The following is a 26,707-nucleotide window of genomic DNA, read 5'->3' as shown; positions in this document are numbered from 1 at the left end:
CGGAACCGGCTCCAGCGTCGGCCGACGGGGCGGACGGGAGCGGAACGGAGGCGGAACCGGAGGCGAAACCCGGGGTGGACGGGGGCCCGGACGGGGCAGGAGGAGCGGGGGCGGCCGCGTCCGGGGCCCCGGTCGCCGGAGCGTCCGCCTCCGGCGCCGTCCAGGTCCCGGGGCCGGGGTCGGGCAGGGCGGCCCGGTCGACCTTGCCGTTGGGGGTCAGGGGGAGGCCGGGCAGCGGGACGTACGCCGAGGGCGCCATGTAGCCGGGGAGCAGCCGGGCGACCCGGTCGGCGAGGGCACGGGGGTCGGGCGCGGCACCGGGCTCGGGCACCACGTAGGCGACCAGCCGCGGCGTCCCCCGCCGGTCGGGGCGGACCGCCGCCGCGGCGCGGGCGACACCGGGGACGGCGCCCACCGCGGCCTCGACCTCGCCGAGCTCGATGCGGTGGCCCCTGAGCTTGACCTGGTCGTCGGTGCGGCCGCCGTAGACCATGGTCCCGTCGGGCCGCCACCAGGCGAGGTCGCCGGTCCGGTACATCCGCGCCCCGGGGCCGGCGAAGGGGTCGGCGACGAAGCGTTCGGCGGTGGTCCCGGGACGGCCGACGTAGCCGCGGGCCAGGATCCCGCCGCCGATGTAGATCTCGCCCGGGACTCCCGGGGGCACCGGGCGCAGGCAGGCGTCCAGGACGTAGAGGCGTGCATCGGGTGCCGGGCGGCCGATCGGCACCGGGCCCTGCGGGAGCGGGTCGCCGGGCTCGATCCGGTGCTCCATGCAGCCGACGGTCGCCTCGGTGGGGCCGTACTCGTTGACGACCACCGTTCCCGGGTGGCGGTCCCGCCAGGCGGCGAGCGCCTCGCCGGTCAACTGCTCCCCGCCGAGGACCAGCTCGCCGGTGGGCGAGTACCAGGGGTCGGCGGCCTCCAGGACCGGGAGGTGGCTGGGCGTGGCCTTCGCGAAGGAGACCGCCCGGTCCCCGGCGCCCGCCGGGGCGTCGAAGTCGTCGAGGTCGACCAGGCGCACCAGGCCGCCCGCGGTGAGCGGGCCGAGGATCCCGGTGACGGTGAGGTCGAAGGAGAGCGGCGAGTGCACGAGGGCCTGCCCGGCGAGTCCCGGGTAGGCGGCGCGGGCGAAGGACAGGTAGCGGTCCACGGTGCGGTGCTCGACGGCGACCCCCTTGGGGCGCCCGGTGGACCCGGAGGTGTAGATGACGTAGGCGAGGTCCGCGGGGTGGAGCGGGCCGCCGCGCTCGGCGTCCCCGGGCGGGCCGGCGGGCAGCGCGGCGAGCTCCGCGCGGGTCGCCGGGTCGCCGAGCGGGACGACGGCGGCCCGGTGGCCCGCCAGGGCGGGGTGGGCGGCCCGTTCGCACAGGACCGCCGACGGCGCGGCGTCCGCGAGCATGAAGGCGATGCGCTCGTCCGGGTGGCCGAGGTCGAGGGGCAGGTACCCGGCGCCCGCCCGCCAGATGCCGAGCAGTGCGGCGATCAGCTCCGTCCCCCGGGGGAGGGCCACGGCGACGAGGTCGCCGCGCCGCACACCGCGCCGCAGCAGGAGGCGGGCGAGGCGGTCGGCCGCGGCGTCGAGGGAGCGGTAGTCGAGGCGGTCCCGGCCGTCCGCGACGGCGGGCGCGGCGGGCGTGGCGGCCACCTGCGCCTCGAAGCGCGCGAGCACGGTGGCGGGGTGGGCGGGGGCGTCACCGGAGGCTGCCGCGGCGGGTCCGGTGCCCGGGTGGCGGCTCCACCGCTCCAGCACCTGCCGCCGCTCGGCGCCGGTGAGCAGCGGGACCCGTCCGACGAGGGTCTCGGGGTCGGCGGCGAAGGCGTCCAGCAGCAGCCGCAGCCGGTCGCGGATCTGCCGCAGTTCGGCGGGGCCGTACGCCTCCTTGTCGTAGCTGAGGTCCAGGCGGAACCGGCGGCCGGGCACGGCGAAGACGCTCAGCGGGTGGTGGGTGGCCCCGCTGATCTCGCCCGGCCCGTCGCCGTCCCCGTCGGTGCCGGCCGGGCGGTCGGCGGCCTCCTCGGTGAGCGGGGCGATGCGCAGGCCGGGGACCCACTCGGGCAGCGGCTCGCGGTCGAACCGGGTGTCCCCGAAGCCGATGGAGGTGTCGAAGAGCGTGTCGAGACCGGTGAGCCGGCGGACCTCGGTCAGCCCCAGGTGCTGGTGCGGGGCGAGGGCCAGCTGCTCGTCCTGGATGCGGCCGAGGAAGGCGGCCAGGGACTCCGCGGGGTCGATGCGCACCCGGACGGCGACGGCGTTCATCAGCAGTCCCACGATCGCCTCGGCGCCCGGCAGTCCGGGCGGCCGGCCGTGCACGGTCTGTCCGAAGAGCACGTCCTCGCGGCCGGTGAGCAGCGAGAGCAGGAGGGACCAGGCCCCCTGGACGACCGTGTTCAGGGTCAGTCCGTGGCGCCGGGCCGCCTCGGTGAGCCGCCGGGTGGTGTCCTCGGAGAGGGTGAGGCGGGTGAGGCCGGGCATCCCGCCGGAGCCGCCGTGCGGCAGACCGGGGGCGACGAGCGTCGGTCCGGCCAGCCCCGCGAGCGCCTGGCGCCAGGCGTCCTCGGCCTCGCCGGTGCGCCGGCGGGCCCGCCAGCGCAGGAAGTCGGTGAAGTCGGCGGGCGGGACGGCCGGTTCGGGGGCCGGGAGTCCGGCCTCGCGCCCGTACAGGGCGAACAGGTCGCGCAGCACCAGCGGCACCGACCAGCCGTCCAGCAGGATGTGGTGGTACGTCAGGACGAAGACGTGGTGGTCCGCGCCGAGGCGCACCAGGGCGAAGCGCATCAGCGGGGGAGCCGCCATGTCGAAGCGGCGCAGCCGCTCCTCCTCCAGGAAGGCGAGGAGTCCCTTGCGTCGGTCGGGCGCCGGCTGCGCCGAGAGGTCGAGCTCGGTCCAGGGGGTGTCGACGGTGCGGCGGATCAGCTGTACCGGCTGCCCGCCCGCACGCTGGCGGAACCCGGCCCGCAGGACCCCGTACCGGGCGAGCAGTGCACCGCAGGCCGCGCGCAGCGCCCCCGCCGAGACCGGACCGCGCAGCTCGAAGGGGGCCTGGACGGTGTAGACGTCCACCGCCTCGGTGTCGTACAGGGCGTGGAAGAGCATGCCCTCCTGGAGCGGGGTGAGGGGCAGCGCGGACTCGATGGGCGACTGGGGCTCTTCGTTCACAGGTCTGTCTTCCCCGGGACGGTCGGCGTGCGCGCTGCGGGAGCGGGCCGTCGGACATCGGAAGGCGGGCGGCCGGCGACCGGCCGCGTGGGCTGCTCCGGCCGCCTCGGCCGCTTCGGGCCACGTCGGTGATGATGGCGCGGGTGCCGAGCGGCGTACCAGGCAGCCGACCGGCAGCTTCCCTGCCCGCGCCGGGCGGTGGGCGGGGCGGGGCTGCCGGTGGGGCGGGCGGTGCTCAGCGGGGCGCCGGGCGGTCCCGCTGGGTCAGGTCGGCCCGGGTGACCAGGTCCGACATGGAGACCAGCACCCTGCGGTCGCCGGTGAACGCCTCCCGGCCGTGGGACCAGCGCATGTTGTCGATCACCATGAGGTCGTGGCGGCGCCAGTCGAAGCGCTGGACACGGCGGTCGAACGCGTCCCGGACGGCGGCGACCATGTCGTCCGGGACGGGCTCCCCGTCGCCGAAGAGGACGTCGTTGGGCAGCCCGTCCTCGCCGAACAGGCCGACCAGGTCGGTGCGCAGCGTGCCGGGCAGCGAGGACTGGTGGAAGAGCAGCAGGTGGTTGAACCAGACGCGGCGGCCGGTGCGGGGGTGCACGGCCAGCCCGGGGGCCCGGCGGGTGGTGCGCAGGCAGTCGTCGTCCAGCCAGTTGTGCTCCAGCCCGGCCAGCCGGCAGAAGCGGTCGACCTCCTCGCGGCTGCCGGCCTGGAACGCCTCGCGCCAGTCCAGCCCGATGCCGCTGCCGTAGTTGCGGACGTAGCGCAGTCCGCGCCGGTCGACGGCCTCGACGATCTCCGGCGGGATGTCCTCCAGCACCCGGGCGACGTCGGTGATCGGCGTGGCGCCGCCGCTCTCCGCCGGGACGGCGCAGTGGAAGGCCAGCCGCCCCGGCCAGGCGCCCGCGTAGGAGGACTCGCAGTGCTGGGGGATCACCTCGCGGGAGGGGTACTCGGTGGAGGTGAAGACCCCGTCGCCCACCTCGCTGCGCGGGGTGGAGCGCTCGGTGTACTCCAGGGGGGCGAAGCCGAGGGCTTCCAGCGCGCGCTGGAAGCCGCCGACGCCGTCGCCGGACGCGCCCCGGACGAGCACGGCGCCGGTCTCGGCGAGGGCCGCCTCCACGGACGGGGCGCGGGTGCGGAGGAAGTCCCCCAGCTCGGCGCCGTCCGCCTCGACGAGCGGGATTCCGTTGAGAACGTTCACGGTGGGCAACTCCCTGGCAGCGGTCGGGCGTTCGGAGGTGGGCGGAGCGGGCGGCGGGGCGCGCGGGCGGGCCGGGCGGCGAAGGGACCGGGCCCGGGGCGGCCGCCGGTCCCGACCGGGTCAGGCCAGTACCGCGCCGATACGGGCGAGGACTCCGGGCGCGCCGGTGAAGGGGTGGTCGTGCCCGCCGGGGTGGAGGGTCCGGCTGAAGGGGCCGCCCGCCACGTCCCGCCAGCGCTCCAGCTGCTCGGCACCGACCAGCGGGTCCCCGCTTCCGCCGAGGACGTGGAGCGGGCAGGCGACCGGCTCGGGGCCGGGGGCCAGGTACGCCTCGGTGAGCGCCAGGTCCTGGCGCACGGTCCGCACGGCGTAGCGCAGGTAGGCGGGGTAGGAGCGCAGCTCGGAAGGGAAGCCCCCGAACCCCTCCAGCCACCGGAGCAGGCCCTCGTCGTCGCGGCCGGTGATCCGCTTGGCCACGGGGACGTGCGGGGCGCGGGAGGAGGAGGCGAACAGGGCGAGCGGCGGGGTGAGCCCCCGGGCGGCGATGCGGCGGGTGAGCTCGTAGCCGAGGAGCGCGCCGAAGCTGTGGCCGAACACGGCGTAGGGCATGTCCAGTTCGGGGGCGATGCCGTCGAGTACGGCATCGGCCAGCTCCTCGACGGTCGGGGGCAGGGGCTCGGCCCCGCGGACCCCGCGCCCGGGCAGCTCGACGGTGGCGAGCTCGATGCGGGCGGGCGGGGTGAGCCGCCAGGGGGCGAACGAGGCGGCGCTGCCTCCCGCCTGGGGCAGGCAGAACAGTCTGAGGCGGGCGGCCGGTGCGGTGACCCGTCCCACGATCCACGGACTGTCCGCGTCCCGCGCGGGGGTGCGCCCGGAGTCGGAGGGTCGTGCTGCGGCAGGGGTTCGCATCCCGGTCCTTTCGTCGTCCGGCGCGTGGTCGGGGCGGTGGCCCCGCGGCGCTCCGGGGGACATGGTGGGAGCACGGGGCCTGCGGGACCAGGCACGGGGACCGGCAACCGGGCTGCCGCCCAGTTGCCCGGGGCCTGCCTGGCTTCCGCGCCCGCCCGCGTCCGAGGATCGCTGGCGACAGTCCTGAGTCCTGACTGCCCTTCTCTTCCCGTGCCCGAGGGGATCGCCACCGATGACCGCTGTTCCCGAAGAGACAGCCGACGCGACGTTCTTCACCCTTGACGCCGTCACGGCGGATCTGATGGAGGTCGACGCGCGCTTCCGGGCCTGCCTGAACTGGGACTACGGCAAGCGCGACGGCCGGGTCTGGAACCTGTACGAGAAGAACAAGCTCAACCAGTGGAACGCCACCACCGACATCGACTGGGACCACGAGGTCGACTTCGGGGCAGAGCTGTCGGAGGAGAACGGCGCACGGCTGGCCTCCTTCGTCGTCGGGGAGGGCAGCCCGGTGCCGCGGGAGCTGCTGACCGCCTTCCGCTGGGAGTACCAGGCGTGGATGTGCAGCCAGTTCCTCCACGGCGAGCAGGGCGCGCTGGTGACCACGGCCCGGCTCGTGGAGACGGTGCCGGACATGGAGGCCAAGACCTACGCGGCCTCCCAGGTCGCCGACGAGGCCCGGCACGTGGAGGCGTTCGCCCGCTACGTGGACGAGAAGCTCGGGACCGTGTACCCGATCAACCCGGGGTTGCAGAGGCTGCTGCACGACCTGCTGTCGGAGTCCCGCTGGGACATCGTCTACCTGGGGATGCAGGTGGTCGTGGAGGGGCTGGCGATCACCGGACTGCGCCTGGCCAGCAGCGGGTTCGGCGATCCGGTGATCCGGCAGATCACGCGGATGGTCGCGAGTGACGAGGCCCGCCACATCGCCTTCGGCGTCACCGCTCTGACCGGCATGTACAACGAGGTGACCGCAGCGGAGCTGAAGGACCGGGAGGACTTCCTGCTGGAGTCGATCCGGCTGATGTCGCGGCGGTTCATGCTCCGCGAGGTGTGGGAGCGGATGGAGCTGGACGTGGAGGCGGGCCTGCGCTTCGCACGGACCAACCCGATGATGGCGACCTACCGGCAGATGCTGTTCCAGCAGGTGATCCACGTGCTGCGGCAGCTGGGGATGCTGTCGGACAAGGTCAAGCAGCTGCTGCTGGACGAGAACCTGGTGCGCCCGGAGATCATGGCCGTCACCCGCTGACCCCTCACCGCCCTCCCCCGGCCCCGGCCGTCCGCGCACCCCCCGATGCGCGGGCGGCCGGTATCTGCGTGCGGGAGCACGGTGGACCCCGTCCCGTAGCACCTGGCCGATCCGGGCAGGACCGACCGCGTACGGGAGCGCGACGGGCCCGGGAAGGGCCCTTCCCGGCCGGACGGCGGCGGGCCCCGCCCCGCTCCCCGGCGGACCGGGTGCGGGGCGGGGCCGCGGAGGGCGGTGCCCGGTCAGCCCTCCGGGGCCAGGGCCCGGGTCGACTCGGAGAACCAGCCGGCGCAGACCGCCTTCCAGATCACCCGGCGCCGCGGCTTGCCGCTGGAGGTGACCGCGATGCCGCCCCGGGGCACCTCCACCGAGAGCAGTTCGGCGCCCGGGAGCCACTCGGCCAGTACCTCGTGGGCGGTCTCCCGCCAGCCGTCCTGCACCCCCGCGAAGACGGCCACACCGGTGGGCACGCCGTCGCGCACGCCGAGCAGCACGGCGACCCGGCGCTCGGGGAGGCCGCGCTGGTGCAGCAGCGTCTCCAGGCTCTCGGCGAAGACCATCTTGCCGTTGACCTTCAAGCCGTCGCCGAGGCGCCCGATGACGAACAGCTGGCCCTCGCGCCGGAACCCGGCGTCACCGGTCCGCAGCCCGCCCTCGCCGAGGCTGGTGCCCGAGGCGGAGCCGGCGTCCCCGACGTACCCGTCGGCGATCGAGACCCCCTCGACGACGATCTCGCCGACCTGGCCCTCGGGGAGCTCGGCCCCGTCCTCGGACCGGATGGAGACCGTGCGCCCTTCGAGGGGGCGGCCGCAGCCGACGACGGACGTCCCGGCGAGGGCGGCGGCGTCGCTGTCGTCGGGTTCCCGGGCGGACCAGCCCTCGCCGGGCAGCAGGCCGGTCACCGCGAGGGTGGCCTCGGCGCTGCCGTAGGCGGGGAGCAGCGCACCGCGGTCCAGACCGTGCGGGCCGAGGAGGGCGTGGAAGTCCTCCAGCACCCGGGGGTCGACCCGCTCCGCGCCGATGATCACGCAGCGCAGCGCGTCGAAGCTCAGCCCCTCCAGGTCGGCGGGGCGCACCCGGCGCAGGATGTACGAGAGCCCGAAGTTGGGCATCGCGGTCATGGCGATCCGGCGCTCGCTGAGGCAGCGCAGGAAGCGCAGCGGGGAGCGGACGAAGTCGTCCGGCTGCATCATCCAGCCGTCGAAGCCGGTGACCACGACGTTCAGCAGGAAGCCGACGAGCCCCATGTCGTGGTGGACGGGCAGCCAGCTGGCCGCGGGCAGCTCCGGGCGGCAGCCCAGCCAGCGACGCATCCCGGTGAGGTTGGTGCGCAGCGCCTCCTCGGAGATCCGCACCCCGCGGGAGTGGCCGCTGGATCCGGAGGTGAACTGCACCAGCGCGGTGGCGGGCAGCGGCAGGGGGCGCGGCAGGGGCTCGACCCCCTCGACCAGGGCACCGAAGGTGACGGGCGCGTCGAGCCCCGCGTCCGCGGACAGCTTGGCGATGCGCTCCAACGACTCGTCGTCGCAGACGACGGCCCGCGGGCGGACCGCGGCCAGCAGGTGCCCGGCGTGCCGGGCGTAGTCGTCGGCACGCTGGTAGGCGAAGGGCGGGGCGAGGGAGCAGGGGGTGGCCCCCGCGGCGAGCGCGCCGAAGAACCCGGCGGCGAAGCCCGGGCTGGAGCGCTGCACGAGGGCGACGGTGTCGCCGTCGCCGACGCCGCGGGCCCGCAGCGCCGCCGCGGTGCGCAGCACCAGGGAGGCCAGGTCGCGGTAGGAGACGAAGTCCCAGTCGTCGTCGCGGTTCGCGTAGGAGAGGCCCCGCTCGGCGGACGCATCGTCCAGCCAGTCGAGCAGGCCCCGGTCCGGGATTGCCAACGTCCTCGTCCTCTCCGGGTTGTCACGGCGGAGGCCGGTGCGCACACCGGCGGTTTCGGCGTACCCGGCTCGGTGCCAGCTTCCGGCGGGCGGAGGGCGCGCGCCAGGCAGGCGGCCGGTAACTCGCCGGGTCCGGGCGGCACTTCGGCCGCACCCCCGATTGCCGGTCGGTTGCCTGGCGGCCACCGGTGCGCCGTTGCAGCATCGGACGGGGTCCGAGGTCGCGCCCCGAGCGGGCTCCACCCTCCCGATCCGTCGTCGTGCACGAGAGCGGTTACGAGTTGATGCCACCACGCCATGCCGAGGACGAACTGCTTCCGCTGACGGCCGCGCAGCGCGGTGTCTTCCACGCCCAGCGCCGCTCCCCGGACGACCCGGCGTACAACACGGTGGCGGTGATGGAGATCCGCGGGGCCGTGGACGGGGAGCTGCTGCGGCGGGCCATCAGGGTGGCCGAGGGCGAGAGCGGCAGCTTCGACGTCGCGCTGGTCGAGCGGGCCGACGGGCTGTACCAGCGGCCGGTGGCCCCCGGCTGCTCGACCTGGCGGGAGACGGACCTGCGCGGCGCGCCCGATCCGGTGGCCGCCGCCTGGCAGGTCGTGGAGGGCGACCGGACCACCCCGCTGGACCTGCTGGCGGACGAGCTCTCCGGGCACTGGCTGATGCGGGTCGGCGAGGAGCACTGGTTCTGGTACCAGCGCAGCCACCACGTCCTGTCCGACGGCTTCGGCTCGGTGCTCCACTCCCGGAGGATCGCCGCCTGCTACGAGGCGCTGGCCGCGGGCCGGGAGCCGTCGGGCGAACCGCTCGGCACGCTGCGGGAACTGCTCGCCGAGGAGGCGGAGTACCGGGCTTCGGAGGCGTACGCGGCGGACCGGGAGTACTGGGCGGGCGTCTTCGCCGACCGGCCCGGGGCGGCAAGCCCGGCCCCCGGGGTGCCGACCCGGCCGGCCGGGCGGGCCCTGTCCTCGTCGGGGGAGCTGTCCGCCGGGCAGCTGCGGGCGCTGCACGCCGCGGGCCGCCAGGCGCGGGCGCCGTGGACGGTGGTGCTGTACGCGGCGGTCGCGGCGTACCTGCACGGGATGACGGGCGCCGGGGACCTGACGCTCGGGGTGCCCGTCACGGCGCGGGTGGGCACCCGGTCGCGCACCGTCCCCGGGATGCTCTCCAACACGCTGCCGCTGCGGCTGTCCCTCGCCCCCGCCACCGGCCGCACGGAGCTGGTCCGGCAGGCGGCCCGGGCGCTGGGCGAGCTGCTGGTGCACCAGCGCTACCCGTACGACGAACTGCGCCGGGACCAGCGGCTGCTGGGCACCGACGAGCAGATGTTCGGGGTGCTCGTGAACATCATGCCCGCGGGTTCGGAGACGGCCTTCACCGGCCGGGACGCCGTGCTCCACGTGCTGTCGGGCGGTCCGGTGACCGATCTCAACATCACCTGCCACCCCGGCCCGGACGGCCGCGGCGCGCGGGTCGAGTTCGAGGCCAACCCGCAGCGGTACACCGCGGAGGAGCTGCTGGCCCACCGGCTGCGTTTCACGGAGTTCCTGGGCCGCTTCCTGGCGGCGCCCGGCGACGAGCCGATCGGACGGACGGAGGTCGCCTCGGAGCAGGAGCGCTCCGAGGCCCTCCGGGCGGCGGGCGCCGGCGCACCGGCACCCGCTCCCCGGACCTTCCCCGCGCTGTTCGAGGCCCAGGTGCGGCGCACGCCCTCGGCACCCGCGGTGGTGTCCCCCCGGGGGGTGCTCAGCTACGCCGAGCTGAACACCCGCGCCGACCGTCTCGCCCGGGTGCTGCTGGCCCGCGGCGCGGGCCCGGAGCGCCTGGTGGCCGTCGCGCTGCCGCGGGGGGCGGCGTACCTGACGGCGGTGGTGGCGGTCATGAAGGCGGGCGCGGCGTACCTGCCGGTGGACCTGGCCTACCCGAGGGCCCGGATCACCGCCATGCTCGACGACACCGCCCCGCTGCTGATGCTGACCACCCGGGCGGCCGACGACCCGGACCTGGCTCCGCGGGTGCCGCGGGTGTACGCGGAGGCCGAGGAGGGCGCCCCGGACGGGGAGCAGGAGCCGCTCCCCGGCGACCTGTCCGGGACCGGCCCCGCGGACGGGGAGCGGCCGGTCCCGCTGCGGCCGGGGCACCCGGCGTACGTGATCTACACCTCGGGGTCGACCGGCCGCCCGAAGGGCGTCGTCGTCACCCACACGGGCCTGGCCGGCCTGGTGGCGGCGCAGCGGGACCGGCTGCGCCCGGCCCCGCCCTCGCGGGTGCTCCAGTTCGCCTCGCCCTCCTTCGACGCCTCCGTGTGGGAGCTGGCCACCGCGCTGCTGACCGGGGCTGCGGCCGTGGTCGCCCCCGCGGAGCGGCTCACGCCGGGGCCGCCGCTGGCCGAGCTGGTCGCCGAACTCGGCGTCGACTGCCTGCTGCTGGCGCCCTCGGCGCTGGCGGCGGTGCCGGCCGGGGGGCTGCCCGAGGGCGTCTCGCTGGTGGTGGGCGCCGAGGCGTGCGCCGCGGAGCTGGTGGCCCGCTGGTCGCCGGGGCGGCACATGGTGAACGCCTACGGGCCCACCGAGGCGACGGTGATCGCCACGCAGACGGGCCGCCTGCACGGGCGGACCGTGCCCCCGATGGGCAGTCCGGTGCCCGGCTGCCGGGTGCTGCTGCTGGACACGGCCCTGCGCCCGGTCCCGCCGGGGGCGGCCGGGGAGGTGTACCTGAGCGGCGACGGGCTCGCCCGGGGCTATCTGGGGCGGCCCGGCACCACGGCGGAGCGCTTCGTGGCCGACCCGTTCGGGGCCCCGGGCACGCGGATGTACCGGACGGGCGACCTCGCCCGCCGCTCCGCGGACGGAGGGCTGACCTACCTCGGGCGGGCCGACGGGCAGGTGAAGCTGCACGGGCACCGCATCGAGCTCGGGGAGGTCGAGGCCGTGCTGGCCGCCGCGCCGGGCGTCGCGGCCGCGGCCGCCCTGGTGCGCGAGGACCGGCCCGGGCTGCGCCACCTGGTGGCCTACGCGCTGGCCCCGCCGGAGACGCCGGCGGGCGGCCCCGAGGGCCCCGGGCCCGGCGCGGACGGCGGCGGGCGGGACGGCGGCGGTAGCGGACCGGGCCCGGACGGCGCGCGGCTGCGCGCGTACCTCGCGGAGCGGCTGCCCGCCTCCATGGTGCCCGCGGCCGTCGTCGTGCTCCCCTCCTTCCCGCGCACCCCCGCGGGCAAGGTGGACCGCGGTGCGCTGCCCGCGCCCGCCTTCGAGGCGGCCGCCGACTACCGGGCCCCCGGCACGGACCGCGAGCGGGCCCTGCACGGGGTGTTCGCCGAGGTGCTCGGGCAGGCCCGGATCGGCGTCGACGACAGCTTCTTCGACCTCGGCGGCGACTCCGTGACCGCCATGCAGCTGGCGGCCGGCGCCCACCGGGCCGGACTGGCCGTCACCGCGCAGGACGTCTTCGTCCACAAGACCATCGCACGGCTGGCGGAGGCGGCGGCGGACGCCGCCGCCCCGCCGGAGCCGGGCACCCGCCGCGCCGAGGACCTGGTGCGGCTCGACGCCGACGAACTCGACGAGCTCGAAGCCCAGTGGGGGACAACACCGTGAGACAGACATCCCTGGAAGCGGTTCTGCCGCTCTCGCCCCTGCAGCAGGGCATCCTCTTCCACGCCCTCTTCGACGAGGGAGATGTCGACGCCGAGCAGGTGGACTTCTACACCGTGCAGACTCCGCTGGAGCTGACCGGCGCGCTCGACACCGACCTGCTGCGCCGCGCCTGCACGGCCCTGCCCGCACGCCACGTCAGCCTGCGGGCGGGCTTCCTGCGGCGCCGCAACGGCGAGGCGGTGCAGGCCGTGGCCCGCTCCGTGGAACCCGCCTGGGACGAGGCCGACCTCTCCGGCTTCGGCGCGCAGGAGCGGCGGCTGCGGCTCGCCCGGCTGCTGGCGGAGGACCGGTCGCGGCGCTTCGACATGGCGAAGCCGCCGCTGCTGCGGTTCCTGCTGGTGCGGCTGGAGGCCGAGCGCCACGTGCTGGTGCTCACCAACCACCACATCCTGCTGGACGGCTGGTCGCTGCCGCTGGTGCTGGCGGACCTGTTCCGCATCTACCGGGACGGCGGCTCCGCCGACGGCCTGGAGCCGCCCGCGTCCTTCCAGGACTACCTGGCCTGGCTCGCCGACCGGGACCGCGGGGAGGCGGAGCGCGCCTGGCAGGCCGCGCTCGCCGGGGTCGAGGGTCCCACCCTGGTGGCCGGCGGCACCGGCACCGGCGGCTCGGACCGGGGCCAGCAGCGGGTCGTCGGCGAGCTGACCGCGCAGCAGACCGAGCGGCTGACCGCCGTGGCCCGGGCCCGCGAACTGACCCTGAACACCGTGGTGCAGGGCGCCTGGGCGCTGGTGCTGGGTGTGCTGACGGGCCGCGAGGACGTCGTCTACGGCAACACCGTCGCCGGCCGTCCGCCCGAACTGCCGGGCAGCGAGCGCATGGTGGGCCTGATGATGAACACCGTGCCGGCCCGGGTCGCCCTCGACCCCGCCGAGCCGGTGGCCGCCCTGCTGGAACGGATCCAGCGCGAGCAGAGCGCCCTGACCCGCCACGACTACCTGGGCCTGGCGGACATCCACCGCGCGGTCGGCGCCACCGAGCTGTTCGACACCACGGTGGCCTTCGAGAACGTCCCCGTCGACCATGCGGTGCGCGGCGCGCAAATCCCGGGCCTGGCCGTCGGCATCCTGCGCGACGCCGTGGACGAGGCGTTCGAGGGCACCCACTACCCGCTGAGCCTGGCGGTGCACCCCGGCCGGGAGCTGCGCTTCGAGCTCAACCACCGGGAGGACGCCGTCCCCGCCGACGCGGCGCGCCGGGTGCTGGAGCTGCTGTGCCGGGTGCTGGGGGACATCGCCGCCGACCCGGAGGTCCCGGCCGGGCGGCTGCCGCTGCCGAGCCGGCGGGAGCGGGCGGAGTTCCTGCGCGCCGCCTCCGGCCGGACCGCCCCGGTCGACCCGCGCACCCTGCCCGAGGTGTTCGAGGAGCAGGTGCGGAGGGCCCCCGGGGCGCGCGCCGTCTCCGACGGCAGCGGGCACCTGACCTTCGCCGAGCTGAACGCCCGCGCCAACCGGCTGGCGCGCCGGCTGGTCGCCGAGGGCGCCGGGCCGGGCGGGACGGTGGGCGTGGCGCTGCCGCGCACGGTGGAGGCCGTGGTGGCGGTGCTGGCCGTGCTGAAGTCCGGCGCCGCGTACCTGCCGGTGGACACCGGCCACCCCGCGGAGCGGATCGCGGCGGTCCTCGACGAGGCACGCCCGGCGGTGGTACTCGCCGCCGGGGACACCGCCGCCTCGCTGCCGGACGGCGCGAAGGTGCTGCTCCTCGACGCGGCGGAACCGCGTGCGGAGCAGGCGCGGACCTCGGCGAAGGCGCCGGAGGCGGACCTGGGCGACGCGGACCGCACCGCCCCCCTGCGGCCCGCCCACCTCGCCTACGTGATCTACACCTCCGGCTCGACCGGGCGCCCCAAGGGGGTCGCCGTGGAGCACCGGAACCTGGTGAACATGTTCCACAGCCACCGGGTGAACCTCTTCGAGCCCGAGCAGGCCCGTGCCGGGGGCCGGACGCTGCGGGCGGCGCTCACCAACTCCCTGGGCTTCGACGCCTCCTGGAGCCAGCTGCTGTGGATGGTGGCCGGGCACGAGCTGTTCATGGTGGACGACACCGTGCGCCGGGACGCCGTGGCGCTGGTCGCCCAGGCGGCGCGGGAGTCGGTCGACGTGCTGGACACCACCCCGTCGGTGGCGCGCCAGATGCTGGCGGCGGGCATGTTCGAGGCGGCGCACGACCGGCACCGCGTGCGGGTGCTGGCCCTCGGCGGCGAGGAGGTGGGCGGGGACCTGTGGGCCGAACTCGGCGCCGCCGAGGGCCTGTCGGTCTACAACCTCTACGGCCCGGCCGAGTGCACGGTGGACGCGATGCTGTGGCACGGCGGGGCCCTGGACCGGCCCGCGATCGGCTCTCCGGCCGACAACACGCGCGTGTACCTCCTCGACGGGTTCCTGCGCCCCGTTCCCGAAGGGTCGGTCGGCGAGCTGTACATCGCGGGCGAGGGCGTGGCCCGCGGCTACCTGGGGCGGCCGGGCCTGACCGCGGAGCGCTTCGCGGCCGACCCCTTCGGCCCGCCGGGGTCCCGGATGTACCGCACCGGCGATCTCGGGCGGCGGCGCGCGGACGGGGCGGTGGAGTACTGCGGCCGCTCCGACTTCCAGGTGAAGATCCGCGGCCACCGCATCGAACTCGGCGAGGTGGAGGCGGTCCTGGCCGCGGACGCCTCGGTGGGCCAGGCGGTCGCCGCCGTGGCGGAGGACCCCTCGGGTGTGCGCCGGCTGGTGGGCTACGTCAGGCCCGCGGCCGGGGCCCGGGTGGACGCGGCCGCGCTGCGCGAGGCGGTCGCGGGGCGGCTGCCCTCGTACATGGTCCCGGCGCTGGTGGTCGCGGTGGACTCCTTCGCGCTCACGCCCAACGGCAAGGTGGACCGGCGGGCGCTGCCCGAGCCCTCCTTCCGCGCGGGGGGCGTGCACCGCGCGCCCGGCACGGACCGCGAGCGGGCGCTGCACGAGGTGTTCGCCGAGGTGCTCGGACAGTCCGGGATCGGCGTCGACGACAGCTTCTTCGACCTCGGCGGCGATTCGATCACGGCGATGCAGCTGGCGGCACGGGCCCATCGGGCGGGGCTGGCGGTGTCCGCGAAGGACGTCTTCGTCCACCGGACCGTCGCACGGCTGGCCCGGGCCGCCGGGGACGTCCCCCGGGAGCCGGACGGTGCGGACGTCGCACCCGAGGAGAGGGGCCCGCTGCTGGTCCTCGGCGAGGAGGAGGCCGCCGAGCTGGACGCACGGGGGCGGGGCGTCTCCGAGGTGCTGCCGCTGACCCCGCTCCAGCAGGGCATGCACTTCCACGCGCTGCTGGCCGCGGACGGGGTGGACGTGTACACGGCCCAGGCACCGCTGCGCCTGCAGGGCGCGCTGTCCCCCGCCGTGCTGCGGGCCGCCCTCGACGGGGCCGTGGCCCGCCACGACGCGCTGCGGGTCTCCTTCACGCTGCTGGGCTCGGGGCGCCTGGTCCAGGCGGTCCACGAGGACGTCCGGGTGCCCTGGCGGGAGGTGGACCTGTCCGGTACGGGCGAGCGGGAGCGCCGGGAGCGCCTCGCGGAGCTCCTGGACGAGGAGCGGCACCGCCGCTTCGACCTGGCGCACCCGCCGCTGCTGCGGGCCACGCTGGTGCGGCTCGGCGAGGACGACCACCTGCTGGTCGTCTCGCACCACCACGGACTGCTGGACGGCTGGTCGCTGCCGCTGTTCTTCCGGGACGTGTTCGCCCTGTACGCGCGGGGCGGGGCGCCGGGTGCCCCGGCCGCGGCCCAGTTCGGGGACTTCCTGCGCTGGCTGGGCGCCCAGGACGGGGAGCGGGCCGCCGACGCCTGGCGCCGGGCGCTCGCGGGCTTCGAGGAGCCGACGCTGGTCGCGCCGGAGGCCGAGGCGGCCGCGGCGACCGTGCCGCACCTGGTGACCGCGCATCTGGAGGCCGAGGACACCGCACGGCTGTCGGCCGCGGCCCGGGCGGCGGGGCTGACCCTCAACACGCTGGTGCAGGGCGCCTGGGCGGTGTCCCTGGGGCTGCTGCTGGGCCGGGACGACGTGGTGTTCGGAGCGACGACCGCGGCCCGCCCGGCGGAGCTGCCGGGTGCCGGGGAGATCGTCGGTCTGCTGATGAACACCGTGGCGGTGCGGGTGCGGCTGGACGCCGCCCGGCCGCTGGGCCGGGTGCTGGCGGACCTGCAGGCGCAGCAGGCGGAGCTGCTGCCGTACCAGTACCTGGGGCTGACCGAGGTCCAGCGGCTGGCCGGGGCGGGCGAGCTCTTCGACACCGTCGTCGGCTTCGAGAACACCCCGCTGGACGGCGCCGCGATCCAGGAGCTCGTCCCCGGTCTGCGGATCTCCGTCGACGACGAGCCGGTACCGGGCGCCTCGCACTACCCGCTCAGCCTGGTGGTGTCGCCGGGAGAGCGGCTGGGGCTGGAACTGAGCTACCGCTCGGACCTGTTCACGGCCGGGGAGTGCGCCGCCCTGCTCACCCGGGTGCGCCGGGTGCTGGAGGGGTTCCTGGCCGACCCGGAGACACCGCTCGGGCGGATCGGTCTGCTCACGGGCCCCGAGCGCGAGGCGCTCGCGGCCGCGGCGGCCGGGCCCGCGCCGGGACGCGCCCCGGCGACCGTCCCGGAGCTGTTCGAGGAGCAGGTCCGGGCCCGGCCCGGGGCCGTAGCGGTGGACGACGACGGCCGGAGGCTGACCTACGCGGAGCTGGACGCCCTCGCGAACCGGCTGGCCCGGGTGCTGGTCGAGCGCGGCGTGGGGCCGGAGGACGTGGTGGCGGTCGCGCTGCCGAAGTCCGCGGCCTTCCTGGCGGCCGTGCTCGCGGTGCTGAAGGCGGGTGCCGCCTACCTGCCGCTGGACACCGCCTACCCCGAGGAGCGGCTGCGGTACGTCCTCGGCGACGCGGCGCCGGCCCTCGTGGTCACCGGCGGCGGGGCGCCCGCGCTGCCCGCGGGGGCGGGTGCCGCACCGGTGCTGCCGCTCGACGGCGATCCGGCCGAACTCCTCGGCGAGCACGGCCCCCTGGGCGCCGGGCGGTCCGCGGAGCCGCTGACGGACGCCGAACGCACCGCGCCCCTGCACCCCCTGCATCCCGCCTATCTGATCTACACCTCGGGTTCCACCGGGCTGCCCAAGGGGGTCGCCGTGCCGCACGCGGGCATCGGGGCGATGGTCGACCAGCAGCGCGCGGGGCTGGCGCTGCGCGAGGAGGAGCGGGTGCTGCTGTTCGCCTCCCCGAGCTTCGACGCCTCCGTGTGGGAGTGGACGACCGCGCTGCTGACCGGGGCGACCGCGGTGACCGCGCCCGCGGAGGAGCTGCTGCCGGGGCCCGCGCTGGCGGCCGCGGTGGAGCGCCTGGGGGTGACGCTGCTGCTGCTTCCGCCCTCCTCACTGGCCGTCGTGCCGGAGGGGGGCCTTCCCGAGGGGGTGACGCTCGTCGTCGGCGCCGAGGCGTGCCCGCCGGACCTGGTGGAGCGCTGGTCCGCCGGACGCCGGATGGTCAACGCCTACGGCCCGACCGAGGCGACCGTCATGGCGACCATGAGCGCGCCGCTGGAGGGCAGGTGCCGTCCGCCGCTGGGCACGCCCGTCACCGGGGCCCGCGTGTACCTGCTGGACGGGGCGCTGCGCCCCGTGCCGCCCGGCGCACCGGGGGAGCTGTACCTGGCGGGCGCGGGTCCGGCTCGCGGCTACCTGCGGCGGCCGGGACTGACGGCGCAGCGGTTCACGGCCGACCCCTTCGGCCCGCCCGGGTCGCGCATGTACCGCACCGGCGACCTCGCCCGCCGTGGCGGGGACGGGGCCCTCGAATACCTGGGCCGGGCCGACGACCAGGTCAAGGTGCGCGGTTTCCGCATCGAGCCGGGCGAGGTGGAGGCGGTGCTGGCCCAGGACCCGTCGGTGGCGCAGGCGGTCGTCGTGGTGCGCGAGGACCGGCCGGGGCTGCGGCAGCTCGTGGCGTACGCGGCCCCGCGGCCGGGCGCCCTGCCGGAGCCGGGGGCGCTGCGCGCCCGGGCGGCCGCGGCGCTGCCCGAGCACATGGTCCCGGCGGCCGTCGTGGTGCTGGAGCGCCTGCCGGCCACTCCGAGCGGCAAGCTGGACCGGGCCGCGCTGCCCGCACCCGACTTCGCCGGCCCGAAGGGCGGGCGGGCGCCGCGGACCGCGCGCGAGGAGCAGCTGTGCGCGCTGTTCGCGAAGGCCCTGGAGCTGGACGCGGTCGGGGCGGAGGACAGCTTCTTCGACCTCGGCGGCGACTCGATCAGTTCCATCAAGCTGGTGACGCTGGCCCAGGCCGAGGGGCTGGACCTTGCCCCGCGCGACGTGTTCGCCCACAAGACGGTGGCCGCACTCGCGGTCGCCGTGCGGGAGAGGACCCCGGACCCGGGGGCGGATCCGGACGGGGACGCGGCGGAGGAGCCCCTGATCGAGCTGGGCGCGGACGAGCTGGACGCGTTCGCCGCCGACTGGCGCGACGGGGGCTGAGCCGCCCCGGCGGGCGGGCCGGGCGCCGCTCCGGCCCGCCCGCACCACCGCTCCCCCGAGAACAGAACACCCCGCACGCACGCCCGCACGCTGGTGCGGGACCCGCACCACCGCACCGCCCCTGGACCAGGAAGGCCGGGACCCTGCTCGGCCGGTCCAGGGGGTACCGACACGCGGCCCGGCACCCGCTGCGCGGACCGCACAGGACCGAACGCCCGACGACCCGAGCGGTCACGACCTGGTGAGGACCACCGACATGACGAGCACTGCTCCTGCTTCCCGCGCGGCCCGCCCGGCCGCGACCGCCTCCGGGGCCCCGGGCGGCCCGGCACTCGCCGAGTACCGCCTCGGCGGCGGCGAGGTGCGCGCACTCCGGCAGGCGGCCGCCGCGCTCGCGGACACCCGGGTGCGGCCGGACCGGGCCGAGTTCTACGACCTGGACCACTCACCCGAGGAGCTGCTGCCCGCCGGGCTGCGCGCGTTCCTGCTGTCCTTCCGGCGCACCGAGGGCAGCGCCGCGGCCCTGGTGCACGGCTTCCCCGTGGACGACGCCCTCCTCGGGCCCACCCCCGGGCACTGGAGCGAGGCGATCCGCGGGGGGACCGCCCGGGAGCAGGAGCTGTGGCTGGCGCTGTGCGGGATGGTTCTGGGCGACCCGTTCGGCTGGGCGACGCTCCAGGAGGGACGGATCATCCAGAACATCCTGCCCGTCCGCGGCGACGAGGAGCGGCAGAGCGGGTACGGCAGCACCAGCCTGCTGGAGTTCCACACCGAGGACGGCTTCCACCCGAACCGCTGCGACTACCTGCTGCTGCTCGGGCTGCGCAACCCCGACCTGGTGCCCACCATCGTGGCCTCGGTCGGCGAGGTGCGGCTGAGCGAGGAGGACCGCTCGGTCCTCGCGGAGGCCAGGTTCCACATCCGCCCCGACACCGAGCACATCCGGCAGCTCGAGGAGTCGGACCCCGGGCACCCGGCGCTCGCGCGGCTGCGCGAGATGGCAGAGCGGCCGGTGCCGACGGCGGTGCTGTTCGGCGACCGGTTCAACCCCTATCTGCGCATCGACCGCCCCTTCATGGACGTACGCCCCGGCGACACCGGGGCCGAGGCGGCACTCGACCGCCTGATGGCGGAGCTGCACCGGGTGCAGCGGGACGTCGCGGTGGGCCCCGGCTCGCTGCTCGTCGTGGACAACTACCGTGCCGTCCACGGCCGGAGGCCGTTCGTCCCCCGCTACGACGGCGGCGACCGCTGGCTGAAGAAGCTCACCGTCAGCCGCAACCTGCGCCGCGACCAGACCGGTTACGCGCTCGGGCACCAGCGGGTCGTCGTCTGACCGGTGCGGCCCGGGCCGCACCGCACTGTCCCGCGGACCGCTCACGGCGGGTCCGCCTCCCCGCGGCACTCCCAGAAAGGCAGCACCCATGCGCACCGTCATCGTGTCCGGCGCGTCCAGCGGCATCGGCCAGGCCACCGCGGAGCGGTTCGCCCGCGCCGGCGACCACGTGGTGAACCTCGACGTCGCCCCGCCCGCCCCCGGCGTCCCCGACGGCCCCCGCGAGGGGGGCGGGGCGGTCCACTGGAGGGAGGTGGACGTGGCCGACTGGGACGCCGTGCGCGAGGAGGTCGACCGGGTGCACGCCGCACGCGGGCGCCTGGACGTGGTGGTCGCCAACGCGGGCATCAGCATCCGGCACGGCATCTGCGAGCTGACCGAGGAGGAGGCGCGGCGCACCCTGGACGTCAACCTGATGGGCGTGCTGGCCCTGTGGCGCCACAGCGTGCCGCACATGCTGCGCCGGGGCGAGGGCGTGCTCCTGGCGACCGCCTCCGTCAACGGCTCCCGCGGATACCCGCTCTACGCCGACTACAACGCCAGCAAGGCCGGTGTCGCCTCGCTCTGCCAGACCTTCGCCGTGGAGCTGAGCCCGCTGATCCGCACGGCGTGCGTCGCCCCCGGTGCCGTGCTCACGCCCATGCAGCGCGCGGAGTACACCGAGGCGATGCTCCAGGAGGTCAACGAGCGCATCCCGGCGCGGCGGCACGCCCTGCCGGAGGAGATCGCCGCAATGTTCCACTTCCTGGCCTCGCCGGAGGCCGCGTTCGTCTCCGGCCAGCAGTTCACCGTCGACGGCGCCGAGACCGCCGGGGCGACCACGGCCTTCTTCCCCGGCCCGCTGAAGCCCCTGGGCTGAGCCCGCGCGCGGTGCCCGCGCCCCGCCCGGGCACCGCGCCCCCCCCGTATCCGCCCACCGACCCGAGGAAGCCCCATGGACACCCGCCCCGCCCTCGCCCCGGGCCCGCTCGACGCCCTGGACCTCGCGGACCCGCTGCTGCACGCCGACCACGACCTGGGGCCGCTGTGGCGGCGGCTGCGCAGCGAGTCGCCGGTGCACTGGCAGCCGGAGACCGCCGACCGCCCGGGCTTCTGGGTCGTCAGCGGCCACGCCGACATCGTCTCGGTGCTCAACGACAGCGAGACCTTCACCTCGGAGCGCGGGAACGTGCTCGACACCCTGCTCGCCGGGGGCGACTCCGCCGCCGGGCAGATGCTGGCGGTCACCGACGGGCGTCCCCACAAGGCGCTCCGCAGCGCGCTGCTGAAGCCGTTCTCCCCGCGCTCCCTGGACGTGGTGGTCCGGAGCGTGCGGCGCGGGACCCGGCAGCTGGTCGAGGAGGCCGTGGAGCGCGGCCGGGTGGACTTCGCCGCCGACGTGGCCGCCCACATCCCGCTGGCGGCCATCTGCGACCTGCTGGGTGTGCCCGCCGGGGAGCGGCAGCACATCATCGACCTGACCTCCACGGCGCTGTCCTCCGCCGACGGGGCGCCCACCGAGGAGGCCACCTGGTCCTCCCGCAACGGCCTGCTGCTGTACTTCTCCGAGCTGGCGGCGCAGCGGCGCGCCAAGCCCTACGACGACGTCGTCAGCCTGCTGGTGACCAAGGAGATCGACGGGCGCCCGCTGACGCACGAGGAGATCGTCTTCAACTGCTACAGCATCATCATGGGCGGCCACGAGACGACCCGCTTCGCCATGATCGGCGGGCTCCACGCGCTGATGCACCGCGAGGACCAGTGGCAGGCGCTGGTCTCCGGCCGCGCGGGCATCGCCCCGGCCGTGGAGGAGGTCCTGCGCTGGACCAGCCCGGCCCTGCACAGCGGCCGGACCGCGACGCAGGACGTGCTGGTGGACGACCAGTTCGTCGAGGAGGGGGACGTCGTGGTGGCGTGGCTGGCGTCGGGCAACCGCGACGAGCGCGTCTTCACCGACCCGGACGTGTTCGACCTGGCCCGCACGCCCAACAAGCACCTGTCCTTCGCGCACGGGCCGCACTTCTGCCTCGGGGCGTTCCTGGCCCGTGCGGAGCTGGGCGCGCTGCTGGAGAGCCTGCGGGAGCTGGTGGGCTCGGCGCGTCCGGACGGGGAGCCGCGGCACGTGTACTCGAACTTCCTGAGCGGGTTCTCCTCGCTTCCGGTGGCCCTCGCCCCGGCCCGCTGATCCCGCTCCCCGGCGGGCCCGGGCGCCGGGCCCGCCGGGGGCGCTCAGAGGTCGATCCCCGCCAGGGCGAGCCCGTCGCGGACGGCGCGGACGGTCTCCCGCGGGTGCGTCCGGGGGTAGGAGTGGCCGCCGGGCACCAGCGCGGTGCGGTGGACCGCGGTGGTGCAGGAGGACCAGGCGGCCACCGCGCGGGGCGGGCTGACCTCGTCGTCCCGTCCGGCGAGGGCGAACAGGGGGCAGCCGACGGGCACCGGCTCCGGTACGTGGTACCGCTCCGCCATGGCCATGTCCGCGCGGACGGCGCGCAGGACCTCGCGGAGGAAGTCGGGGTGGTCCAGCAGTTCCCGGGGCAGGCCGCCGGTGCGCAGCAGCCAGTCGGCGAGCTCCTCGTCGCCGCTCCCGGCGACGGCGGCCCGGCCCAGCGGCACCTGGGGGGCGCGCGACCCGGAGACGAACAGGGCCGCGGGAGCCGGCAGCCTGTCCCGCTCGGTCCTGAGCGCGAGCTCGTAGGCGAGCAGGGCGCCGAAGCTGTGGCCGAACAGCGCGTAGGGGGTGCCGAGTTCGCCGCGGAGCCCGTCGAGGAGCGCGTCGAGCAGCGGCCCGATCTCGCCCATCACCGGCTCGGCCATCCGCGATCCCCTGCCGGGGAGTTCCACGGGGGCGAGCTCCACTCCCTCCGGGAGGTGCGGCCGCCATCCGGTGAAGGCGGTCGCACCGCCCCCGGACTGGGGCAGGCAGATCAACCGGAGCCGCGGGGCTCCCGCGGTGAAGCGGGCGTTGACCCAGCTCGCTCCCCGGGCGTAGGCGTCGGTGGCACTCATGCCCCAAGCCTCGCCCATCCGGGCCGGGGCGGGCCAGGCAGCCCGGCGGCATCGTGGGCCCGACCCGGCTCCGGGAGGAGCCGAGTTGCCGTGAGCTTGCCGGGCCGGTTGCCTGGGAAGCCCGACGGCACCGCCCTAGGTTCGGCGCATGACTCAGACTCCTGCCGCCGTCGGCGCCGAGGCCGTCTCCCCCGTGGTGTGCGGAATGGTCCGGCTGATCGCCCCGCGCAAGCTCGACGCGGTCGAGCCCGGCCACCGCCTCATCGGCGACCTCGGCTTCCACTCCCTGGTCCTCGCCGAGCTCGGCTACAACCTGGAGGACCTCTACGGGCTGCGGACGCTGACCCCCGAGGAGGCCATGAAGCTGGAGCGCGTCAGCGACGTGATCGCCTTCGTCGCGGAGGAGATCGCCGCGGGGCGCGCGCAGCTCGCCGAGGAGGACGAGGTGTCCTCGATGTTCGCCCGCTACGGCGCCGAGGCCCCGGCGGCATGACGGGCACCGCGGCGGACCGCCCCTCGTACGCCCTCGCCGCCGAGCTGGACCGGCTCCTCGGCGACCCGGCCGACCCGGACGGCCCGTTCGGCTTCGCCCGGACGGTCGCCCACGAGGAGGCCGGCGAACTGCCGCCGGGCGCCGTGGACCTGGTGCGCTCCTGGGGCTTCGCGCGCTACCTGGTGCCCGAGGCGTTCGGCGGCGGTCTGCGCAACCTGGAGCAGCTGGTCCTGCTCACCCGGCCGCTGGCCCGCCGCAACCTGACGGTGTCGGTGATGTTCGGATCGGCGCTGCTGGGCGTCAATCCGGTGTGGCTGTGGGGGGACGAGGAGCAGCGGTCCCGGGTCGCCGAGGGGATGCTGGACGGCGCGCTGGCCTGCTTCGCCGTCTCGGAACCGGACCACGGCAGCGACCTGGGCACCAACACGACCCGGGCGGTCGCGGACGGGGAGGGCTACCGGCTCACGGGCGAGAAGTGGCCGGTGGGCAACGCGACCAGGGGCCGCTTCGTGACCGTCTACGCGGCCGTGGAGAACGCGGGGTCCTCGCTGCTGCTGCTCGACAAGGAGCAGGCGGATCCGGCCGAGTTCGAGAACCATCCCTTCGTGCGCACGGTGGGCCTGCGCGGCCACGACCTGAGCGGCATCGTCCTGAAGGGCACGCGGGTGCCGGCGGGTGCGCTGCTGGGCCGCCCGGGTGCCGGACTCACCGCCATCCTGACGGTCCTCCAGATCACCCGCACCGCGATCGGGGCCCTCTCCCTGGGCACCATGGACTCGGTGCTGCGGATCGCCCTGCGCCACGCCCGCGAGCGGGTGCTGTACGGCGAGGAGATCTACCGGATCCCGGTGATCCGCCGCCATCTGGTCCGTGCCCATCTGGACCTGCTGGTCGCCGAGTGCACCACCCTCCCGGTCGCCCGGTCGCTGTCGCTGGTGCCCTCGCGGCTGAGCCTGTGGTCCTCGGTGGTGAAGTACCTGGTGCCCACGCTCGGCGAGGAGGTCGTGCAGGAGTGCGGCCGGGTGCTGGGAGCCCGGGGCTACCTGCGCGAGGGGGTGGCCGGGGGCGCGTTCCAGAAGCTGCAGCGCGACCATGCCATCGCGAGCATCTTCGAGGGCACCACGCATGTGAACCTGCACGCCGTCGCCTCCCAGCTGCCCGCCGTGGCACGGGTGGCCGACCGGCCGCAGCCGGGCGGGGACGAGGTGCTGCGGCGGCTCTTCGACCGCTCGGAGGAGGCACCCGTGTGGGAGCCCTCCGGCCGGGCGCTGCGGCTGACCAACGCGGCGGAGGACGAGATCACCCGCGGCTTCGAGCCCGCGGCGGCCCGCGCCCGGGAGATCGCCGCCCGGGACCTGCCGTCCGGGGTGGGCGGCGCACTGGCGAAGGTGCTGGACGAACTCGGCTCCCGCCGGGCGGCGTTCTACGCCCGTCTCGCGGCGCAGGCGCCGGACGCCGCCACGACCGAGGCGCAGGACACCGCGGCCGAGCACTGCCTGCACCACGCCGCGGCCTCCTGCCTCTACACCTGGCTCCACGGCGGCGGAGCGGAGCGGGCCACCACCCGCAGCGCGGGCTGGCTGGTGCTGGTGCTTCAGCGCCTGCTCCAGCGGCTGGACCCGACGGCGGAGCTGGACGAGAGCCTGCTGCCGTGGCTGGAGGAGCTGATGTTCGCCCGTCTCGACGGGCCGGATCACTTCTCGCTGGACGCCGTGCTGGCGGCGGCGCGGGACTGAGCGGCCGGGCGGCGAGGACGGGCGACGGTGCCGACGGCCCGCCGCCCGTCCTCGCCGCCCCCGGGGACGGCCCCGGGGGGTCAGCGTCCCGCGGGCACCGGCCGCTCGCGGGTGATCCTCGCCGCCGCGCGGCTCTGGACCGGCACCCGGTCGGCCCGGAGTTCCGGTGCGGGACGGGTGGTCTGCGCGACCACGTGCCGGACGAGGGCGTGGACGCGGTAGGTGTAGTGGCGTTCGCGGTGGGTCTGCACCAGGGAGGCGTCGGCCAGCTCGGCGAGCAGGTGGGCGACCCGCATCATCCCCAGGCGCCGGGCGGACCGCGCGGTGAGCACCTGCTCCAGGGAGAAGCCGTCGGGCAGGGCGACCAGTTCGTGGAGCAGCTCGCGGTGCTGGTCGGGCAGGAGGTCGTAGCTCCAGCGCACGCTCTCGGAGAGGGTGCGGTGGGCGCTGAGACCACCGGTGTCGGCCTGGTCGAGGAGGTGGAAGAGGGTCTGCTCGTCGAGCAGCGAGCTGAGCGGCAGGGACCGCAGGCGCTGGGCGGCGATCTCTATGGCCAGCGGCACTCCGTCGAGCAGCCGGCACAACCGGTGCACCTGGGGCAGGTGGTGGGCGAGGTCCAGCAGCGGCAGCCCCGCCTGGACGCGCCGGAGCAGCAGTTCCACCGCTCCCGGCACGGCGTCGTCCCGTCCGGCCTGCCCGTCGTGGCCCTCCACCGGCAGGGGCTCGACCTCCCAGGTCTCGGCCGACCCGGAGGCCAGGGCCCGTCGCGAGGTGACGATGAGGTGCAGCCCGGGGTGGGCGTCCAGCAGCCGGCGGGCCAGCCGGGCGGTCTGCTGCACGACGTGCTCGGCCCCGTCGAGCACCACCAGCCGGCGTCCGGGGGACCCGCCGTCGCCGGAGGCGGTGGCCGGCTCGCCCACGAGCTCCCGTGCGACGCGCGTCAACTCGGCGCGTGTGCGGACCGGGTCGAGGTGTTCGGGCGGGCAGTCGCGCAGCTCGGCGACGGCGACGCCCTCGCGGAACAGCGGCCGCAGGCGGGCGGCCGCGGCGAGCGCGAGGCGGGTCTTCCCCACGCCGCCGGAGCCCGTGAGGATGATCAGCCGGCTGCGCTGGGCGGCGGCGAGGACATGGCGCATGTCCGCCTGGCGGCCCACCAGGGGGTCGCGCTGGGGACGGGGCCCCTGCCAGGGCGAGAGGGTCGACGCGCGTTGCGGCGCGTGCGGCGGCTCCGGTTGCCGGTCCGGCAGTGCGGGCCAGCAGGAGCCGTCCCAGCCCGGGGCCTCGGAGGGCGCGGCGGGTGCCGCGCCGAGCGCCGACAGCAGCAGGGCCACGGACGTGCGCCGCGGGTTGGTGTTGGAGCCCGTCTCCAGGTTGCGGATGGTCCGGACGCTGACCCCTGAGCGTTCGGAGAGTTCCTCCTGCGTCCAGCCGGAGACCCTGCGCTGATTCAGCAGGAAGTCGCGCAGCTGGTGGATGTCCGTTCTGTCGAAGGGTACGAACTCACTCGACATCACCATTGGACACATCCCCCTTGTCAGAATTCACAGCAGGTGCCGCGTCCGCGCACCCCACCGGACCCCCGAAAGAACGGAATGCTGCGTTCCTGGGGAATCCGCACCGCACGGACGCGTTCGGCGGCCCCTCGCT

Annotated in this window: 14 protein-coding genes; 8 read left to right on the top strand and 6 right to left on the bottom strand. The window is 76.1% G+C overall.

Annotated features, from left to right (window positions below):
- From NPS70_RS24970 to NPS70_RS24960, 3 genes are all read right to left on the bottom strand, one after another.
- Positions 1-3,157 (bottom strand): amino acid adenylation domain-containing protein (locus tag NPS70_RS24970; protein WP_256526658.1); only part of this gene is annotated, 3,157 nt, incomplete at its 3' end.
- 235 nt (positions 3,158-3,392) lie between these two features.
- A complete protein-coding gene (locus NPS70_RS24965; RefSeq protein ID WP_256526657.1) occupies positions 3,393-4,358 on the bottom strand; it encodes a TauD/TfdA family dioxygenase in 966 nt (321 codons plus the stop codon).
- A 120-nt stretch (positions 4,359-4,478) separates the two neighbouring features.
- A complete protein-coding gene (locus NPS70_RS24960) occupies positions 4,479-5,267 on the bottom strand; it encodes a thioesterase II family protein (RefSeq protein ID WP_256526656.1) in 789 nt (262 codons plus the stop codon).
- A 232-nt stretch (positions 5,268-5,499) separates the two neighbouring features.
- Between NPS70_RS24960 and NPS70_RS24955 the strand changes: the two genes are divergently transcribed.
- The gene (locus NPS70_RS24955) at positions 5,500-6,519 is read left to right on the top strand and encodes a ferritin-like domain-containing protein (protein WP_256526655.1); all 1,020 of its coding nucleotides are present in this window, start codon (positions 5,500-5,502) and stop codon (positions 6,517-6,519) included.
- Positions 6,520-6,761: 242 nt separating this feature from the next.
- On the opposite strand, the gene NPS70_RS24950 is transcribed toward NPS70_RS24955, so the two are convergent.
- Positions 6,762-8,396 carry an AMP-binding protein gene (locus NPS70_RS24950; RefSeq protein ID WP_256526654.1) on the bottom strand — a complete coding sequence of 545 codons (1,635 nt, stop codon included), beginning with the start codon at positions 8,394-8,396 and terminating at the stop codon, positions 6,762-6,764.
- A gap of 260 nt (positions 8,397-8,656) precedes the next feature.
- On the opposite strand from NPS70_RS24950, the gene NPS70_RS24945 reads away from it, so the two are divergent.
- The 5 genes from NPS70_RS24945 to NPS70_RS24925 all read left to right on the top strand — a co-directional run bounded on the left by NPS70_RS24945 (position 8,657) and on the right by NPS70_RS24925 (position 22,010).
- Positions 8,657-11,992: an amino acid adenylation domain-containing protein gene (locus tag NPS70_RS24945; RefSeq protein ID WP_256526653.1), complete on the top strand. Its 3,336-nt coding sequence runs from the start codon at positions 8,657-8,659 to the stop codon at positions 11,990-11,992.
- Positions 11,989-18,510, top strand: a complete 6,522-nt coding sequence (locus tag NPS70_RS24940; protein WP_256526652.1) for a non-ribosomal peptide synthetase — start codon at positions 11,989-11,991, stop codon at positions 18,508-18,510. The genes NPS70_RS24945 and NPS70_RS24940 overlap by 4 nt, the downstream gene beginning before the upstream one ends.
- A 256-nt stretch (positions 18,511-18,766) precedes the next feature.
- The gene (gntD, locus tag NPS70_RS24935) at positions 18,767-19,846 is read left to right on the top strand and encodes a guanitoxin biosynthesis L-enduracididine beta-hydroxylase GntD (protein ID WP_256526651.1); all 1,080 of its coding nucleotides are present in this window, start codon (positions 18,767-18,769) and stop codon (positions 19,844-19,846) included.
- A gap of 88 nt (positions 19,847-19,934) precedes the next feature.
- Positions 19,935-20,705, top strand: a complete 771-nt coding sequence (locus tag NPS70_RS24930; RefSeq protein ID WP_256526650.1) for an SDR family NAD(P)-dependent oxidoreductase — start codon at positions 19,935-19,937, stop codon at positions 20,703-20,705.
- Positions 20,706-20,780: 75 nt separating this feature from the next.
- Positions 20,781-22,010, top strand: coding sequence for a cytochrome P450 (locus tag NPS70_RS24925; RefSeq protein WP_256526649.1), 1,230 nt, complete (start codon positions 20,781-20,783; stop codon positions 22,008-22,010).
- Between the two features lie 44 nt (positions 22,011-22,054).
- Here NPS70_RS24925 and NPS70_RS24920 read toward each other — a convergent pair whose 3' ends face one another.
- Positions 22,055-22,831, bottom strand: a complete 777-nt coding sequence (locus NPS70_RS24920) for a thioesterase II family protein (RefSeq protein ID WP_256526648.1) — start codon at positions 22,829-22,831, stop codon at positions 22,055-22,057.
- A 148-nt stretch (positions 22,832-22,979) separates the two neighbouring features.
- Between NPS70_RS24920 and NPS70_RS24915 the strand changes: the two genes are divergently transcribed.
- On the top strand, positions 22,980-23,324 hold the full coding sequence (locus NPS70_RS24915) for an acyl carrier protein (RefSeq protein ID WP_256526647.1): 345 nt from the start codon (positions 22,980-22,982) through the stop codon (positions 23,322-23,324).
- Positions 23,321-25,060 carry an acyl-CoA dehydrogenase family protein gene (locus NPS70_RS24910; protein ID WP_256526646.1) on the top strand — a complete coding sequence of 580 codons (1,740 nt, stop codon included), beginning with the start codon at positions 23,321-23,323 and terminating at the stop codon, positions 25,058-25,060. Before NPS70_RS24915 ends, NPS70_RS24910 begins: the two co-directional genes overlap by 4 nt.
- An 80-nt stretch (positions 25,061-25,140) precedes the next feature.
- Here the strand turns inward: NPS70_RS24910 and NPS70_RS24905 are convergent, their stop codons facing one another.
- Entirely contained in the window at positions 25,141-26,577 is a 1,437-nt protein-coding gene (locus tag NPS70_RS24905) for a helix-turn-helix domain-containing protein (protein ID WP_256526645.1), read from the bottom strand.
- Positions 26,578-26,707: the final 130 nt, after the last annotated feature.

Origin of the sequence: Streptomyces sp. C10-9-1 (assembly GCF_024497955.1) — a bacterium.
Taxonomy (GTDB): Bacteria; Actinomycetota; Actinomycetes; order Streptomycetales; family Streptomycetaceae; genus Streptomyces; species Streptomyces sanyensis.
This window is presented reverse-complemented; position numbering and strand designations above follow the sequence as displayed.

Coding starts and splice junctions, on each gene's coding strand:
- NPS70_RS24960 (WP_256526656.1), bottom strand. CDS start 5,267: ATGCGAACCCCTGCCGCAGCACGACCCTCCGACTCCGGGCGCACCCCC.
- NPS70_RS24955 (WP_256526655.1), top strand. CDS start 5,500: ATGACCGCTGTTCCCGAAGAGACAGCCGACGCGACGTTCTTCACCCTT.
- gntD (WP_256526651.1), top strand. CDS start 18,767: ATGACGAGCACTGCTCCTGCTTCCCGCGCGGCCCGCCCGGCCGCGACC.
- NPS70_RS24930 (WP_256526650.1), top strand. CDS start 19,935: ATGCGCACCGTCATCGTGTCCGGCGCGTCCAGCGGCATCGGCCAGGCC.
- NPS70_RS24925 (WP_256526649.1), top strand. CDS start 20,781: ATGGACACCCGCCCCGCCCTCGCCCCGGGCCCGCTCGACGCCCTGGAC.
- NPS70_RS24920 (WP_256526648.1), bottom strand. CDS start 22,831: ATGAGTGCCACCGACGCCTACGCCCGGGGAGCGAGCTGGGTCAACGCC.
- NPS70_RS24915 (WP_256526647.1), top strand. CDS start 22,980: ATGACTCAGACTCCTGCCGCCGTCGGCGCCGAGGCCGTCTCCCCCGTG.
- NPS70_RS24910 (WP_256526646.1), top strand. CDS start 23,321: ATGACGGGCACCGCGGCGGACCGCCCCTCGTACGCCCTCGCCGCCGAG.
- NPS70_RS24905 (WP_256526645.1), bottom strand. CDS start 26,577: ATGGTGATGTCGAGTGAGTTCGTACCCTTCGACAGAACGGACATCCAC.